Here is a 16183-nt window from a genome sequence, read left to right on the forward strand (position 1 = left end):
GTTAAAGAAGGTTATAAAGATTCATACAGGAATTTGAACGCATTCTTGGCTGAATACAACGAAGGTTTGGGAAGAAGGTAAAGAAAGATGTTTCTGCGGAATGGCATTCATGGATCCTTCTCAACTAATCTGACAACCTTTGGCTGATCATCCAAGTGAATTATTGAGGCAGTTACCGATAGAGAAATAAGCACTGGAATGAGAATGCTCAGCCGATTGTTTTTGATTATTTATCCTTAATCAAACATGGTTCTTTTCTCTGTCTTCATCCTTTCCCTCTGTTAGAATTGTCATGCAATAAGGTTGAATTGTTCTCAAGCAGTGAAATAAGAACTATCAGAGGATACCAACAGTGAAAAACTCTTTCATTTTTTTGCGGCAATAAATAAATTAGGAAAAGACAAGTTAAGAGTGATATTCCTTAACAACCGCCTCTAAATGCTCCTGTTGAGATTTATTCTAATCTGTATTAGGTAGTAAGCTAGAGTAGAAAGGGGGATTTCGCCTTGGTGGGAAAGAAGCTGGATTCAGAAAACATTGGAAGATCTAATAGAAAGCTGATTCTTCATTTGTTGAGGAAGAGTCCTGTCACAACTAGACGAGACCTTGCAATTGCATCGGGTCTGAACCCCAGTACCATAACAAAAATAATAAAGGACTTTTTGTCTGTTGGGCTCTGTGAAGAAGTAAGAGCGGAGGAGACCGGTCGTATTGGAAGAAAGGCCATCGTTCTTCGCCTCAACAGAAAGGCCTTCATGTCTATTGTAATAGATATTGGCGTCGAAGAGACTACAGTAGGTAAAGGATTCTTCGATGGGTCTGTTTCGGTCATGAGCAAATTCAGAACACCTCCCGATTTCTCTGAGTTCATGAAAATTCTTGCCGAGAAGGTTTCGGTAATTTCCAAAAATATCCCTAAGTATAGATTTCTCGGTTACTCCGTATCAGTCCCTGGAATTGTCGATGTTGAGAACTCAAGAATAGTATACGTTCCTCATCTGAACTGGAAAGATCTTGTGCTCAAAGAAAGGCTATCCAGACGCTACCCTGTATTTCTTGACAATGAAGCAAATCTCTCTTTGATTGCCGAGAAGTGGAATAACCCCGCTCTTGCAAATGCAGGAGATATCGTTTTTGTATATGTGTCAGAGGGAATCGGGTGCGGGATAATGTTCGACGGGCAGATTTATAGAGGCCGGGACTACTCTGCAGGCGAATTGGGGCACATGACGGTTCAGACAGATGGGAAGCAATGTTATTGTGGAAACTTTGGTTGCTGGGAGACTATAGCTTCTACCGAAGCAATAGTTGGTCGGGCAGAAGAGATGGGATTTGCTCTGAGAGGAAGTAGTAACAACGAGAAGTATCTAGGTGTGTTGAGTTCGTCAGATCCAGAATATAAGTACCTTCTTGAGGAGGTTGAAAGAAGCCTGGGTGTAGGGATAATCAACATAGTTAATTCACTCGATCCCGAAGTTGTCGTTTTGGGCGGCGTCGCGTCAATGCTTCCCGAAAGATCTTTGCGCAACCTTGTTGATCTGGTCAATTCAAGGGTTCTATACGCCACCGGACAGAACATAAGAGTCATAAGAAGCGTACTTCACGAAAAGGGAAGAGCAAGTTCCAAGATGATTGGGGCGGCTCTTCACATAATTGATAAGAAGACCATCGATTTTGTTTAAAGGAGTACGACTATGAGCATTTTCTTAGGAATAGACATAGGAACAAACTCTGTGAAGGGAATAGCGGTCGACGAAAATGGGAGGATTATCGCTTCTTCCACGGAGGAGATCTCAATGGAGACGCCGAGGCCGGGCTGGGCTCAACAAAACCCCGAGATCTGGTGGAATGCAGCCGAAGTCGTCTTAAAGGATTTAGTTCAAAGAAACAGAGTTATTCCCGATGCGATATCAATCAGCGGACAGATGCATTCATTTGTCGCATTAGATGAAGATGGAGACGTTGTGTATCCGGCGATTCTCTGGTGTGATCAGAGAACTGAAAGACAGTGTGAAACAATTACCGAGTTGTATGGCGGGGAGAAAAAGATCGTTGAGAGATTTGGAAATCCTGTGTTGACAGGGTTCACGCTTCCCAAGATCCTCTGGCTTGCAGAAAACGAGCCCGATAAGTTCAGGAAGATACGTAAGTGGATGTTGCCAAAGGACTACATAGTCTTCAAACTCACGGAAAGATCTGTGACTGATTTCTCAGATGCTTCCGGTACTTCTATGCTCGATCTTGAAGGCGGCTTCGACAGAAGTATTATGGAGATCGTAGGTATTGAGGAGTCAGCAAGTCCGGAGCTGATCGAATCGGGCAAGATAGCGGGAACGGTAACGAGCGCTTCGCTTCCTGAGCTGAGAAACGTTCCCGTTGTAGTAGGTGGTGCCGACAACGCGGCATCGGCTTACGGATGCGGTGTCGAGAATCCGGGTGACGCAATGGTCAGTATCGGTACCTCTGGAACTGTTGTTGCACTGACTAGGAAGGGAAGACCCGACCCCAAAGGTGCGGTTCATCTCTTCCGGCATGTTACCGGCAATGACTTCTATCATATGGCCGTGATCTTGTCCGCGACAAACTCCTTAAACTGGTTCAAAGAGAGGTTTGGTGCGGGCCTCTCTTTCGATGCTTTGGAGAATCTAGTAAAAAATGCGCCAGCGGGTTCGAACGGAGTTGTGTTTCTTCCATACCTGAACGGCGATCGGACTCCTCATCGTGATCCGAATGCAAGAGGTACCATATTCGGCTTGTCATCCTTCCACAGCAAGGGGGATATTTTCAGAAGCATCTACGAGGGTGTGGTTTATGCCTTGAGAGAAGGGGCTGAGCTGATTGAGGGCCTAGGATCAGACATGAATGATGTGAGAATCGTCGGGGGAGGTTCGAGAAGCGATACTTGGTGCCAGATAGTGGCAGATAACCTTGGGAAGACGATTTGGCTTCCCGAAGTCGATGAAGGTCCCGCGTACGGTTCTGCTCGCCTTGCTTCTAAGGCATTGGGTCTGGATTCTTCATCGTGGATAAAGATGAAGAGAGAATACAGACCAAACGAAAACGCGAAGAGTGTATACGACAGGGTATTCAGGATATACAAGGATCTATATATTAGCATGAAAGAACGTTTCGGAGAGATTAGCCGCTTGCAGCAGGAAATTGTCAACTGAAAGGAGGGACTGCAATGAGCATTTTCGACAAGATAGAGAGAATTCAGTACAAAGGGCCGGATAATCGCGACCCGCTTGCGTTCAGTTTCTACAACCCTGAAGAGACAATCATGGGGACCACTATGAGAGAGTATCTGAGATTTGCTGTGGCTTTCTGGCATACCTTCAAGGGTGATGGACTAGACATGTTCGGTCAGCCGACAGCGAGAAGAAGCTGGGACAGCGTTAAGGATCCTATGACTCTGGCAAAGCTTAAGGTCGATGCAGCGTTTGAGTTCTGCGAAAAGCTAAGCATTGACTACTTCTGTTTTCATGATCGAGATATTGCCCCTGAGGGAAATACTCTGCGGCAGACAAACAACAATCTCGATGAGATAGTGAGACATATTTCCGATCATCTAAAAACAAGCAACGTCGGAATACTTTGGGGAACGGCAAACTTGTTTGCGCACCCGAGATTCATGCATGGGGCTGCCACATCTTGCGATGCGGATGTCTATGCCTATGCTGCTGCTCAGGTGAAGAAAGCGATTGAAGTTACAAAAGAGCTGGGCGGTAAAAACTACGTATTCTGGGGAGGAAGAGAAGGGTATGAAACTCTTCTTAACACCAATATGAGTCTAGAGATAGAAAATCTTGCCAGATTCTTCCACATGGCTGTAGATTATGCGAAGGAAATTGGGTTCGAAGGCCAATTCCTGATAGAACCGAAACCCATGGAACCTACGAAGCACCAGTACGATTTCGATGTGGCAAATGCATTGTCTTTCCTGAGAAAGTACGGTCTTGAAGAGCACTTCAAGTTCAATGTTGAGGCCAATCACGCAACCCTTGCCGGACATGACTTTCAGCATGAACTGAGATTTGCCAGGATCAATGGTCTTCTTGGAAGTGTTGATGCAAACCAGGGAGACTTGCTTCTAGGATGGGATACGGACCAGTTTCCGACAGATGTCTACTCCACAACACTAGGAATGTACGAGATAATCAAGAACGGGGGTCTCAATCCCGGTGGTTTGAACTTCGATGCTAAAGTGAGAAGGGGTTCTTATGAAGAGAAAGATCTCTTTTCAAGCCATATAGCTGGTATGGATACATTCGCTCTGGGACTGAAGGCCGCCGCCAAACTCTTGCAGGAGGGCACGCTGGAAGACCTCTTGAAAGAAAGATACAGAAGCTTCGATTCAGGAATAGGAAAGGAGATTGAAGAAGGTAGAGCCAGCTTCAAGTCGCTTGAAGAATACATCATAGATAAAGAGAGTCCCCTTCCGGAGCCTTCTAGACAGGAGTATCTCGAAAGATTAGTCAACTGGTCGATCGTTTCTGCAGGTAGATAATTGGAGAACTCCTTAGCAATCTTGGAGAGCAGCTGCTTGAGGCTGCTCTCCTTTCGGAATGTAGAGGAACCCGCTGAGTTTCTAGAGATGTCAGTGCGCGTTGCTCCAGATCCGAATTTCAGTTCTATAAAAGGTTCACGCGTGAGAATGATTCGCGGGCGTTGACGTGAATCAGCCGGCGCAAGCAAGCATACACAAAGTACTTTTAAATGCCCACAGATTCTGTCAAAGAGGAAAACCGCAACAGCCACATCTTTTGTGTTTCGATTAGTTCAGCTCTTCTTAGGTTGAAACTCATATCTTCGTCTTTCCGTAATCTCGGCAGATGCGGATCTTCCAACCATTCCAGATCGACGTTGATACAGGCAGTTTAGCAAGCGAAATGCCAACAAAGCTCTCACGAGAAAGTACAGAACAAGCGCCTTGCTTAGGAAGTATAACTGCCTCTTTGTGATAGTTTTGTCATCACACACTCGCGATAACTCCATGCAGAATTTACTTGTGAAGGATTGATTTGCGCTGCTAGAGGTGAGAAGATTTCTCCAGCGTGTCTGGAGGAGGAACGTCATTGATAATCGATCTGTCGTTCAAAGACTTATATGGAAAGGCACTCGAAGTACAGGAGCTGTTTGATTCAGTTGAAGAGCTAACAAATCAAATCCGGATCGAAACCGGCTTAAGATGCCCCCCCTCCTGCAGAGAATGCTGTAGAACTCGCGACGATGCTATTCAGGTAACAATCACCGAATTTCTTCCGCTTTCTTTGAAACTCTGGAATGAGGGTAGAGCCGAGCTGTTTCTTTCGACATTGGAGACCGTTTTGGACGACGATAGTTGTATTCTTTTTGAGAGCTCACCAGAATTGAGCAAGGAAGGCGGATGCACAGAATACAGATACAGGCCACTGCTATGCAGGATGTTTGGTTTTTCAGGTGTAATGGACAAGTTCGGTAAGGTAGTTCCGGCGATATGCAGGCTTTTGAAGACAAACTGTCCAGAATGTGTCAGCAAGCTACTTGAAAGGATTTCTGAAGGGTCGCGAATTCCAGTATTTTCCGAGTTCTCCAGTCGTATTCAGGGAGTTGATCCTTATATGGGAACAAGGACTTATTCAATTAACGTGGCTCTGAGAAGAGCGCTTGAGTATGTGGGCATGAGAGTTGACTACACGACAAAAGGTTTCGACAGAACGGCGTAAGTTCGTATTAGGGTCCCGATTTGAGTATCATAAACCAAGCTCTGGTAGTAGAATTCTTCTAAGAAGTCTTTGCGTTTGAGACTCAAAGAAAGAGGAGGCGCACGTATGAAAAGACTGTTCATTATTTTTGTGATGATTCTTGTTGCTGCTACCCTTTCTGCACAGCTCGGATTGAGGACTCTTACTCCCGAGCCTACAGAAACCATCGAAGCTACTGATTTGGAGGCGGTTCCTCCCGCTCCGGAAGGGTTGCCTGCTCTTACTCTAAGAACTGTAGATTCACTACTGGTAACCTTCAGAGAAGGGTGGAAAGGCCCGGATGATCCTGCGTGGAAGACCGAGACAATTGGCACTTCGAAAATAATGATACCCGATAGTTACTCGATCTTCCAGGAGAAGATGGGTTTGAACTACGACGCTCAAATCTTCGATGAAGACAACGCTTTGTTCGGTAGGCTCTTCTTCTATCAGCTTGAGTCTTATGAGCGTGAAGAGTTGGTTGAGGCGGTGGTCGCTTCTCTTTATGGCGAGAGCGCTTCGACTGACAGGGCATATGAAGAGACAGTAGAACTTGAGAGCGGGCTCGTTGCTTATCTTGCATCATTAAAGGTGAGACCGGAAGCAGAGTATCCATTCATTGCCGTGTACTATCCATCTGAGGAACTGGATGTGACGGAACCGGGACCGGTAACGATGTTCGTTTTCGAGCTCGCGAATTACCAAGGTTCAGAACTCGAAATGGCGAAGGAAATCATTTCCAAAATCGTCGGAAGCTTTATCGATGTGGAAGAAGAATTGGAAGAAGAAGTAGTTGTTCCTGAATTGGAAAAGAGTGAACATACAGATCTTTTCGTCAAGATGATCGACTCACTTCTCAAAGAAGATGATATTGATATCAATATTGATGACTGGCTAGAGGTTGAAGGCGACTATTTCGGATTCTTGATGCCGCCAGAATTCTCAGTGCAGTTTTACCTTTCCGACTATTTTGAGGTAGCCGATTTAGGATTGCGTGGAACTATTGTCGGCAAGCTTTTTGTCGGTGAGACAGACGAACCTACAAGTACTGAAGGCGTACTTAATGAGCTCGTTTATGAGTATCTTGGTGGATTTGGTAATTTCGAGGTAGTTGATAGCTATTCTGGAAATATCGGTCGGGAGTCAACAGTAAACGTTTTCGCTCTGGACTTCTCTGGACAACTCTGCTGGATAGCACTGTTCTCCGAATCTGTTGATGCCGAAGTGTTCGGTCCAGGAGAGTACTTTGCTTTGGTTGGACTCGCCGATTCGCAGGATGCAGAAAACTGGGCTAAATGGTACACCGGAATTCTCGCAACGCTAGACTTCTAGTTCGTTTGCAAATGACGATTCGACAGGCGCCCCTTCTCAGGTGCGCCTGTCTTTTTGGTTTACTTTCAAGGGAAGTTAGTCAGTTACTGGTCAGTTCTCTCGGCAGTTTCTTTCTCTTCGGTGTCGAAAAGCCACTGTAGGAATTGTAAAAAACCGCTTCCGGCAGACTTTATAGCGCTCTTAAGAGCATCCGCAGCTGTACTTGCTTCTTTTCCGTAAACTGTAATTCCAGAAGAGTTCTTAGTGTGATCCTCAAAGGATGCTAGGTTCTCTTTCAGATAGTTAGTGAGAGACCTCTCTTCCTGAAGCTCTCTCCTAAGCTGTTCGTTCTCCTCTTGAAGGGTGTGAACTCTTTCTCGAAGTTCGGATACTTCTTCGGAGAGAGAACTTTTGGAGTCCGCTTTTCCTGTAGCCCTGTGCGCGGCTTCAACAACTGTCAGACCTTGCGAAGTGAAACTGGGCATCTTCTTGACGACTTCAACCACTTCCTCATTGACTTCATCAATCAGTCCTTCTTCAATGAGGACCTTAACGTAGTTCCTCACCGTTTCGTATTTTATTCCACTTGCTTCAGAGAGTTCTTTGAAATTCACCTTAGGTCCCCCCAACAGAAGCGTCTTTGTTTTCATACTCAGTATATCAGAATTGGGAAGATAGAGCGGAGTGTTATTGAGTTTGAGCGTTTGACGATATCCTTTTGCCAGTAATTTGATATGATTAGCATAGGTCAAAGAGCAAAGCGAGGAGAGAAGCATGAAAAAAGCATTACTGATTTTCATTTCAACCTTTGTCGTACTTACTGCACTATCAGCAGTCTTCATGGAAGAGGAATTGACTGCAGAACAATTCGGTTTCGTTGGAGATCTGAAGAGTGTCAGAGTCGAAATCGCCAGGTTAGGTGCCCAGTTACTGGTTTCGGAACCCGAGACGCTTTCTTTTAGCGAGTCGGGTTTGCTGATCGCCAGTGAAAGAAGTAGTATGAAGATCATCTACGTTTATGACGAGTTTGACAGGCTCGTCAGGAAGGAATTCTTAGACGATGAAGGTGAGGTCTTCCAGACGGTTGAAGTCATCTATGACGATGAATTCTATGAAGCCATTGCCTTTGACGGCACTGGGAATGAACTTGAGAGAACTTGTTACTGGTTGGATTTGGTCGAAAGAACGCTTTCCTTTTCCATATCAACGGAAACAGGGTCTTCAACCAACACTCTCTACTTCGACGACAGCGGAAGAAAGACAAAGAGTTATTCCATTGTTAGAGAGAACGTTGAAGACCTTGGTACGGATGTCAATATAGTCGTTGAGAGTAGATTCACTTATGATCTGAACGGATTCCTCAAGAGCGAGACTACCATAGTAAGAATCAGAAAAGAAGGCATGGAACACGCCACTGAATACCGAACGAGGGTTGACATACTTCTGAGAGACGAAAACGGCAACCCCACCCGTGAGCTTAGAAGAACGGAATTTCAAGATGGCTCCAATCCTCCTGAGGAGTTCATTTACTCAAGAGAGTTCATATACTATTGATTCGGATGATGTGTAACATATGTTACCGATACAGCCCTCACAGCGGATGTAAGATAGTTATGATAGCGAAGGAGGGATTCACTTGTTCTGTTTTCAGTGTTCAGAAACGATGAAGGGAACAGGGTGCACCGTCAAAGGTGTTTGTGGAAAAGAGCCGGAAGTGGCAAATCTTCAAGATCTTCTCATCTGGATTCTAAAAGGAACTTCGTTTTGGGGAGTGAAAGCGAGAGAAGTCGGGATAAACGATTCCGACACAGGCCTCCACATCGCTGAAGGACTGTTCACAACAATAACAAATGTCGACTTCGATCCTGTGAGTCTTGGTAAGAAGATCGATAAGGCTCTGGCCGCAAGAGACAGGATCGAAGTGATGTTCAGAGAATCATTCAAGAGAGTACATGATAAGGAGTTTGACGGAGAAGTTCCAGAAGCCTGCACCTGGAGAGTCTCCGGTGGGCTTGATGTTTACGAAATGAAAGGTGCCGAAGTTGGCGTTATGGATACAAGAGATGAAGACATCCGCTCACTCAGGGAGCTTCTTACTTACGGACTTAAGGGAATCGCCGCTTACACTGATCACGCGTACATTTTGAAACACTCGGAAAGTTCGATCCTTGATTTTCTTCAGGAAGGAATGGCGGCCTGTCTCGACGATTCGCTAAGTGCCGACGACTATGTGTCCCTTGTTTTAAGAGCAGGAGAGTATGCGGTGAAGGCTATGGCCTTGCTGGATGAAGCGAATACGACAAGCTACGGGAATCCCGAAATAACTTCCGTATATACGGGAACACTTGAGGGACCTGGAATTCTGGTGAGCGGACATGATCTCCTGGATCTCGAAGAACTCCTGAAGCAGACCGAAGGAAAGGGAATAAACGTCTACACTCATGGCGAAATGCTCCCTGCAAATGCCTATCCGAACCTTAAGAAGTTCAATCACCTAAAGGGGAATTTCGGTACATCCTGGTACAATCAGCAGAAGGAATTTGAAGAGTTTGGAGGTCCTATTCTAATGACCACGAACTGCATTCAGAAACCGAGGGACTCTTACAAGGAGAGAATATTCACAACGGGCCTTGTCGGTTGGCCGGGCGTTGCACATATCCCTAACAGGATGGATGGTAAGCAGAAGGACTTTTCGCGGATCATAGAAGAGGCTCTCAAAATCGGTGATATAGGTGCCAGACCAGGTAAGACTATTGTTGTGGGTCTTGCTCATGATCAGCTTTCCAAAGTGTCGGATAAGATAATCGACGCGGTCAAGTCGGGGGCGATAACGAAATTCGTGGTAATGGGTGGCTGTGACGGTCACTCGAAAGAACGCGAGTATTATACTGAACTCGCCGAGAAACTGCCTGACAATATGGTTATCCTGACTGCAGGTTGTGCAAAGTACAGATATAATATGCTTGATCTTGGCGATATCGGTGGTATACCGAGAGTTGTAGATGCGGGCCAGTGTAATGACTCGTACTCACTAGTGGTGACGGCTCTCAAGCTCAAAGATGCCTTTGGACTTGATGACATAAACGATCTGCCGATAGAGTACGATATCGCTTGGTATGAGCAGAAGGCGGTTGCCGTTCTTCTCGCACTTCTCTACATGGGAGTGAAGGGAATACGTCTTGGACCGATTCTTCCCGCATTCGTATCACCTAACGTTCTCAAGGTTCTTGTGGATAACTTTGATATAAAACCAATTACGACGGCGGAAGAGGATCTCAAAGCTATTGTTGGTTAGTCTGTGGCAAGATAAAGAAGAACCATCAATAACAAGTCTTGAGTAAGATTAGGCTCAATATCTCCCAAGCCGGGCACCGCTAAGTGCCCGGCTTTGTCGGACCCAACGAAGTGTGGGACGGAACCGATCACCTTGGTAACTTGGGTCTCCCCCTCCCGAGCCACTCTCGTCCTATGGAAACATGATGTCAATTAAGGGAGTATGTTTATTATTCCCAGAACAAGCGCTGCAAGCGACGAGATAACAGCTACCGTCAACCAGATATTATTCGTCCTTTTCAGTGATGCGATCTCGCGCGCTGTTTCTTCTCCAACTCGCTTAACTGCCTCTTCAGTTATTTCAGTGATCTCATCCCTGGTAACAATTACCGCCGTCAGTTCCGATGACAGACTCCTGAGTTCCTGCGCGGTTGCGGCTAGCTCTTCCTTCGTTTTGGATAGATCATTCTGGAGCCGTTGAATTGCCTTCAGATTACTATCTATTGCAGCAACCGAGCCATCAAAATTCCCCTTCATACTGTCGAGATCTACGGATACAACTCCCAGAGATTCTTCGAGAAGTTCTATCGAACGATCAAGGTCAACCAAAAGGGTTCTTACGTCCGAGAGCTCAGAGTTTAGTTCTCCAATACTCCCGGTCAACTCATCGTATGCTTCTCCAAAAACCTCTACAGATACTCCTGCAGGCGGAATCGATTCTCCGAGACTTATCAAATCTGAGTTGAATCTCACGAATCCCCTAGACAAACTGTCGACTATTCCGCGGAGTTCAAGTATCTCGGTTTCGAGTTCAGCGAAGTTTATTGCTCCGGTTCCAAATACACCGATTTCGAGATCTTCAATCTTTTCCTCAAGAACCTCCAAAGTACCTTCGATTGAAGAACGATGTTCCTCGAGAGTATCAATTCTATTAGAGAGAGTTTTGGCAGTTGATTCTGAAGCGGTTAGTCTAGCTCTTATCTCTTCTAGAGCAGCTAGCGACAGTTCAGTAGCCGATACTCTCTCTTCGATATACAAGAGAGTCTCAGATAATGAACTAACTCTTTCCATCTGAGCTAGAGAAATCTCTGAAACGTGTTTTGACAATCCATCGAGTTCCAAAGCCACTTCATTCAGAAGCTCACTATTATTCAGGATGGCTTCGGTGTTGGACTCAAACATTGTTTCAACAACCTCAAATCGATTATCCAGAATATCCAACTCCATTACTAATCTTTCGTGGATTGATTCTATTTCGCCCGAGTGTTTTTCAACAGAGTTTTCCAGTTCTTCAAATCCATATTTCATTGCTGACAAGACTTCGGAGATCTCATCAATTTTCTCGTTTATGGATAGAATAACTGCAGAGTCGGTCTGTTCTGCTGCAGAGGCTCTCACATCCTCAATCGAGTCCTGAAGGCTATTCACTCTGTCGTTAAGATGGCTTTGTGATGCTGCAAGCGTTTCTATTCTAGAAATCTCGTCACTCCATTCTACAAGTGATAAATAGAGTCGTTCGAGCGAATCACTGAGTTCTTCGAACTCAATTCTAAGCACAGGATTATCGACAACCGCATCTTCGAGAGAAACAAGCCTGTTTTCTATCGATACTGCGAATTCTTCAATGTCGAAAGCTCCCCTGTCAACCGCTGCTTTGTATTCTGCCAGCGCGACTTGAGTATCCAGAAATAATGTGTTTAGCCTCCTGAACTGTAGGTTCAGTCCTTCGACGTTGTCCTGAAGGAAGTTGAGTCTGTCGTTAAGATCGGCCATGCCTTCAACTATTGAATCGTAATCAAATGTCTCCTGGACGTCAACTTCCGGCGTCGTTTCATCAAGGGTTACGGGTGCCATCTCGACTATCTTTCCAGGTTCTGTGGTCTTCACTCTCCACGGGAGAAGAATCTGTTGTATTCTTATGTCCATAAGGTAGTCCTGAACTTCTGATTTTGAAGTCAATACCAGAACTCCACCAGATGGAAGGGAAAAGGGTAACTGCAAGGGCACGGAGAGATCTTCAACTTTGTAGATTTGATAAGGGACTCTCTCTTCGCTTTCGCTGTCAATTATCGCAACGTTGTTCACTTCTAAGTCCATCACTCTCGTAGATCTGATGATTAGTATGCCCAGCAGATTCTGATCGCCGATAACCTTTGATTCGGAGTCGGTAGCAGCATAAGCAGGAACGAATCTCGCATCAAAGCCGGCTCCAGAGAATGAAACGAAGTCATCACTCCTTGACAAGAGACTGTTGAACAACTCATCATATTCTTGGGCCAGGGTAACTACCGAGATCAAGACAATTAGAAAGATAAGAACTTTTTTCATAAGCATACCTCCTGCCAGACGGCCGCTTGGCCAGCGAATTCCTTCAAACAGACTGTACTTCCATTTGCTTCGGGACCCAATGTGTTTCACTTCCCTATAATGTTAAGTATAACAACGTGAGCCATATAATTCAGCACTCTACTAATCGAAACTTCCAAACACAGTCTATCGGAGACAAACACCCTAAGAAACAGCTAATTTTCGAGCATATTTCGGTTTGAAGTACTGATATTTTTTCACACGTCACCACTGTCTGCATTTTACCATTGCCACCAAATGATTAACCAAGCCTCTTTCACCTGTGATATACTGTCAGTGAGATTTTCAGCGGAGTGTGTCGCTCTTGAATAAACAACCAGCAGAATTTGCACTAAGCGGCGAACGTATCGTCTGGATTGATGTTGCCAGGGGTTTTCTTATGGCACTGGTGATTATGTATCACACTCTCCCCCCTCAGTTAGTTGCTAATCTAATAAACCCGGCGGCCTGCACCTTCTTCTTTCTTTCCGGTCTTTTCTCAAAGGAACTGCCAATTAGGAAGGGCGTAAAGAAGAGGCTTAAGCAGCTAATGGTGCCTTACTACACAATGGCCGGGTTCAACATACTAATCTGGCTGATCGTCAAACTGCTGGTGACGCGAGAAGAACTAAATTTCTCCATTGGCTCAGTTTTGGTGAATGTTCTGACCGTTCGTACTGCCGTGGGGATAATTCCACTGAACATCATTCCATTATGGTTTGTTCCTGCCGTTTTCGTCACGGAGATCTACTATTCAGTTCTGAAGAAGCTGAATATTCTACCGATTGGAATTGTTCTGGGTTTCGTGTCGATGTTCTTCTTCTACGGGGCTCTGCCCTTCAAAATTGATGTTGCGCTTGCCGTGCTTCCATATTTTGCCGTTGGTAAAGTGGTGAAGTCATTGGGACTTTCTTCAAAAAGAATCCCTCTTCTCCTTACGGTAACTGCATGTGCATTATTCGTTTCAACAGCTGCTTTTTCTAACGAAGTCTATCTGATGGAAGACTACTTCGGCTCGTCACCTCTTCTATACGTAATTGCTGCACTGGTTGGGATAATAGCTGTATGCGGTCTAGCTCAGATTCTTGAGAAGGTCAAGCTTGCGAGGTCTATCCTCTCTCTCTTTGGCAAACATACTCTTTTCATACTAGGTTATCACATAGCCGCAGGTTTTCTCGTCTATCCCATATTCGATGTGTTCGGGAATCCGATTGAGATCATGCAAAAGTTTTGGTATATATACTGGTTTATGAACATGGCTCTGATCTATCTGATGATCAGATTAATCCCCAAACCGGCTATGATGATTATGTCAGGCACCTTCCTGGTGAAACGCAGGAGTCTTTTCACAGAATTAGTTTAGTGAGAATGATGAGATGAATTGCCTCAGAGTATGCGAAGAGTCAGTTTCGACTTGCAGCTTTCGAGACTTATTTGATAACACATAGAGGGCCGCTGTGCACATCAGATTCCGTTGTAGAAGACGGGAAAGTTCATGTTCCTTTAAGGGCTATTTCCTTTAGTTTGTTCAGTCTGAATGATAACAGATGATCGCTGGGAATGCTTTATAAATAAAAGAGATTCTCCACCAAACGGAATCCACTCGTAGCGAATACATTTCGGTGACTGTTGTTCTGTTATTCCTAGCCAATAACTAGACTATTGGAGGTCGAGCTTTCAGAGAATCTGAGAGTGCTTTCGAAGAGAGTCCTGTTTAGAAAAGGTGATTCTAGCTCTTATACTATTTGTTGATCCAACCGTAAAACTTTACTCTGCATATCGCCCTCTGTCCGGTGACTATCAAAAAATGGTATCATCCTATTTGAAGGCGTGTTTCGGGAGGGATTCCTATGACTGCGTTACTGATCATTATTGCTGTTTTGTTAGGCTATGTTGCTTATAGGCTTATCCTGAGAGAGGGGGGTATATTCCTTGGACCTTATGAGTTTAAGTTCAGGAAAGACCCTGGTCCCGACGAGTTTCTACAACGTTTGAAAGAGCTTCAGCAGGGGAAACAGGATTTCGAGAGTAGGTTGGTATTGAGTGCAGCCACCAGTAAGTTTCCTAATAACATAGAGTTTTTCAGGCTTGCAATGGACAAAGTCTTCACAGATCTCAAGACGGCCCAGACAGAGAAAGAAGTAGAGGAAATATTCACGCGTGGGGAAAGCATCATAAAGGAATTTGGAGCGGCTTCCGGCACAGACTCCATATCGCTTCTAACTGAGTATTCGAAGCGACTGGTACAGGCACAGGAAGAGTTTTACTCTTTAAGAAAGGAAAGAGATCTTGAGATCGAGAGAAGACAGCGGGAGAGAAATGAAGAGATTTTGAAAGAGCTCGAGAACATTCTGGAAGGTATCAGAGCGTCAAATGATGAGATGGCCATAAGGGATGCTATGAACAATGCCGCAAGACTTGAAACGGGTATGGACCTCTCGCTGGTCGATGAAAGCCAGAATGAAAGATACAGAGATGTGAAAAACGGCTTTTACAAAATGGCTGAAGAAAAGGTTGAGTCTCTGAGAAGTGCAAGGTACTCCAGATACAACAGAAAAGCGATAGAGAGGTTGAAGAAGCTCCTTGATGAGTTCACTGAGAATGAGAAGGAACTTTCCAAAAGCGGGAGTTCACTCCCCGTAACCTTGAAAGAATACATTGGAACACTGAACACCTCTTATTTCGATGGTCCAACTATGCAGTACTTCAATTACGTCTACGGTTATATTTTCTCGTTGATAGATGAAGATCTGAAGTTTGAAGTAACTAGAATCATGGCCGAGACGGAAAAGGATACTCTTGATATATGAGCGGTGAGAAGAGGATTCGGCTCAAGAGTACTGGAATCCAGCCTCGCTTCGATTTCCAGATGGAAAGGAAAGGTCAGATCCCCGAAAAAGACGATCTTAAAGGCGCGCTCGAGATTTTCGACAGCTCTCTTCCTCTTAAGAGAGCAAACGAATATTCAGTTGAGAGCTTGGTCTCGCTGTCAAGTATAAGAAAGATATATGAAAACCTGGAAAAGAAGCTCGAGATGCAGAAGAGAAGTTTGGAGCCTCACAGTGTAGTTATGAAAGAGGAAGAAGTGACTCTCGTTGAGATAATTCTTAAAGAGACTCCGCTGAAGCAATGGTACACGACCGGAAAGACACTTGGAAGTCTGGCTTCGATTGGCGCAAAAGTCGCTCTTCAACTCCTAAAAAACAAGAAGGACGAAAGGATTTTCAATAGGCTCCGCCTGCTTGAAATAGAGGTGATTCATCGAAAACTGGAAGAGAACACCTAACCTTCATTAACTTCTATAAAGCCTTCAAGAGCTCTACCAATCTTAAGACGGCAGCCTCCTTGTTGAGAGAGAAATACATCATTTGATTCATCTTCTCCACGCTGACCATACCTGCTTCACGTAAGAAGTCGATGTGCTCTCCAATCTCGAAATCAGAAAGATCTAACGCTCTTGCGAGCTCATGTCCGGAAGATTGGCCCATCGATAGATGCCTAATTATGGCGAGTCTTTTCTCATGAGCAAG

The 16183-nt window shown here is 44.9% G+C and carries 13 protein-coding genes; 10 read left to right on the plus strand and 3 right to left on the minus strand.

Annotated features, from left to right (window positions below; all coding sequences use genetic code 11):
* Window positions 1-509 precede the first annotated feature (509 nt).
* The 5 genes from B3K91_RS00250 to B3K91_RS00270 all read left to right on the plus strand — a co-directional run bounded on the left by B3K91_RS00250 (window position 510) and on the right by B3K91_RS00270 (window position 7055).
* Window positions 510-1682, plus strand: coding sequence for an ROK family protein (locus tag B3K91_RS00250; RefSeq protein WP_292589887.1), 1173 nt, complete (start codon window positions 510-512; stop codon window positions 1680-1682).
* Window positions 1683-1694: 12 nt separating this feature from the next.
* Window positions 1695-3170, plus strand: a complete 1476-nt coding sequence (gene xylB / locus B3K91_RS00255) for a xylulokinase (protein ID WP_214061090.1) — start codon at window positions 1695-1697, stop codon at window positions 3168-3170.
* A gap of 14 nt (window positions 3171-3184) precedes the next feature.
* On the plus strand, window positions 3185-4507 hold the full coding sequence (xylA, locus tag B3K91_RS00260) for a xylose isomerase (RefSeq protein ID WP_099828653.1): 1323 nt from the start codon (window positions 3185-3187) through the stop codon (window positions 4505-4507).
* A 568-nt stretch (window positions 4508-5075) separates the two neighbouring features.
* A complete protein-coding gene (locus tag B3K91_RS00265; protein WP_292592970.1) occupies window positions 5076-5705 on the plus strand; it encodes a YkgJ family cysteine cluster protein in 630 nt (209 codons plus the stop codon).
* Between the two features lie 105 nt (window positions 5706-5810).
* Complete coding sequence (locus B3K91_RS00270; protein ID WP_292592971.1) at window positions 5811-7055, plus strand: hypothetical protein; 1245 nt, start codon at window positions 5811-5813, stop codon at window positions 7053-7055.
* A gap of 83 nt (window positions 7056-7138) precedes the next feature.
* Here the strand turns inward: B3K91_RS00270 and B3K91_RS00275 are convergent, their stop codons facing one another.
* Window positions 7139-7648: a winged helix-turn-helix domain-containing protein gene (locus tag B3K91_RS00275; protein WP_292593786.1), complete on the minus strand. Its 510-nt coding sequence runs from the start codon at window positions 7646-7648 to the stop codon at window positions 7139-7141.
* 160 nt (window positions 7649-7808) lie between these two features.
* Here B3K91_RS00275 and B3K91_RS00280 point away from each other — a divergent pair, with 160 nt between their 5' ends.
* Window positions 7809-8588 (plus strand): hypothetical protein, encoded by a 780-nt coding sequence (locus B3K91_RS00280; protein WP_292592055.1) that lies wholly within the window; start codon window positions 7809-7811, stop codon window positions 8586-8588.
* A gap of 82 nt (window positions 8589-8670) precedes the next feature.
* Window positions 8671-10329, plus strand: a complete 1659-nt coding sequence (gene hcp / locus B3K91_RS00285; protein WP_292593788.1) for a hydroxylamine reductase — start codon at window positions 8671-8673, stop codon at window positions 10327-10329.
* A 191-nt stretch (window positions 10330-10520) separates the two neighbouring features.
* Here hcp and B3K91_RS00290 read toward each other — a convergent pair whose 3' ends face one another.
* Complete coding sequence (locus B3K91_RS00290) at window positions 10521-12635, minus strand: hypothetical protein (RefSeq protein ID WP_292593790.1); 2115 nt, start codon at window positions 12633-12635, stop codon at window positions 10521-10523.
* A gap of 343 nt (window positions 12636-12978) precedes the next feature.
* Between B3K91_RS00290 and B3K91_RS00295 the strand changes: the two genes are divergently transcribed.
* From B3K91_RS00295 to B3K91_RS00305, 3 genes are all read left to right on the plus strand, one after another.
* The gene (locus B3K91_RS00295) at window positions 12979-14016 is read left to right on the plus strand and encodes an acyltransferase family protein (RefSeq protein ID WP_292592061.1); all 1038 of its coding nucleotides are present in this window, start codon (window positions 12979-12981) and stop codon (window positions 14014-14016) included.
* A 487-nt stretch (window positions 14017-14503) separates the two neighbouring features.
* Entirely contained in the window at window positions 14504-15463 is a 960-nt protein-coding gene (locus B3K91_RS00300) for a hypothetical protein (RefSeq protein WP_292592062.1), read from the plus strand.
* A 59-nt stretch (window positions 15464-15522) separates the two neighbouring features.
* Window positions 15523-15939 carry a hypothetical protein gene (locus B3K91_RS00305; RefSeq protein WP_243392193.1) on the plus strand — a complete coding sequence of 139 codons (417 nt, stop codon included), beginning with the start codon at window positions 15523-15525 and terminating at the stop codon, window positions 15937-15939.
* A 13-nt stretch (window positions 15940-15952) separates the two neighbouring features.
* On the opposite strand, the gene B3K91_RS00310 is transcribed toward B3K91_RS00305, so the two are convergent.
* Window positions 15953-16183, minus strand: a 231-nt coding sequence (locus B3K91_RS00310; protein WP_292593793.1) for an ArsR/SmtB family transcription factor, incomplete at its 5' end; no start/stop codon positions are given.

Source organism: Mesotoga sp. UBA5847 (assembly GCF_002432735.1).
In the GTDB taxonomy this organism is placed as follows: domain Bacteria; phylum Thermotogota; class Thermotogae; order Petrotogales; family Kosmotogaceae; genus Mesotoga.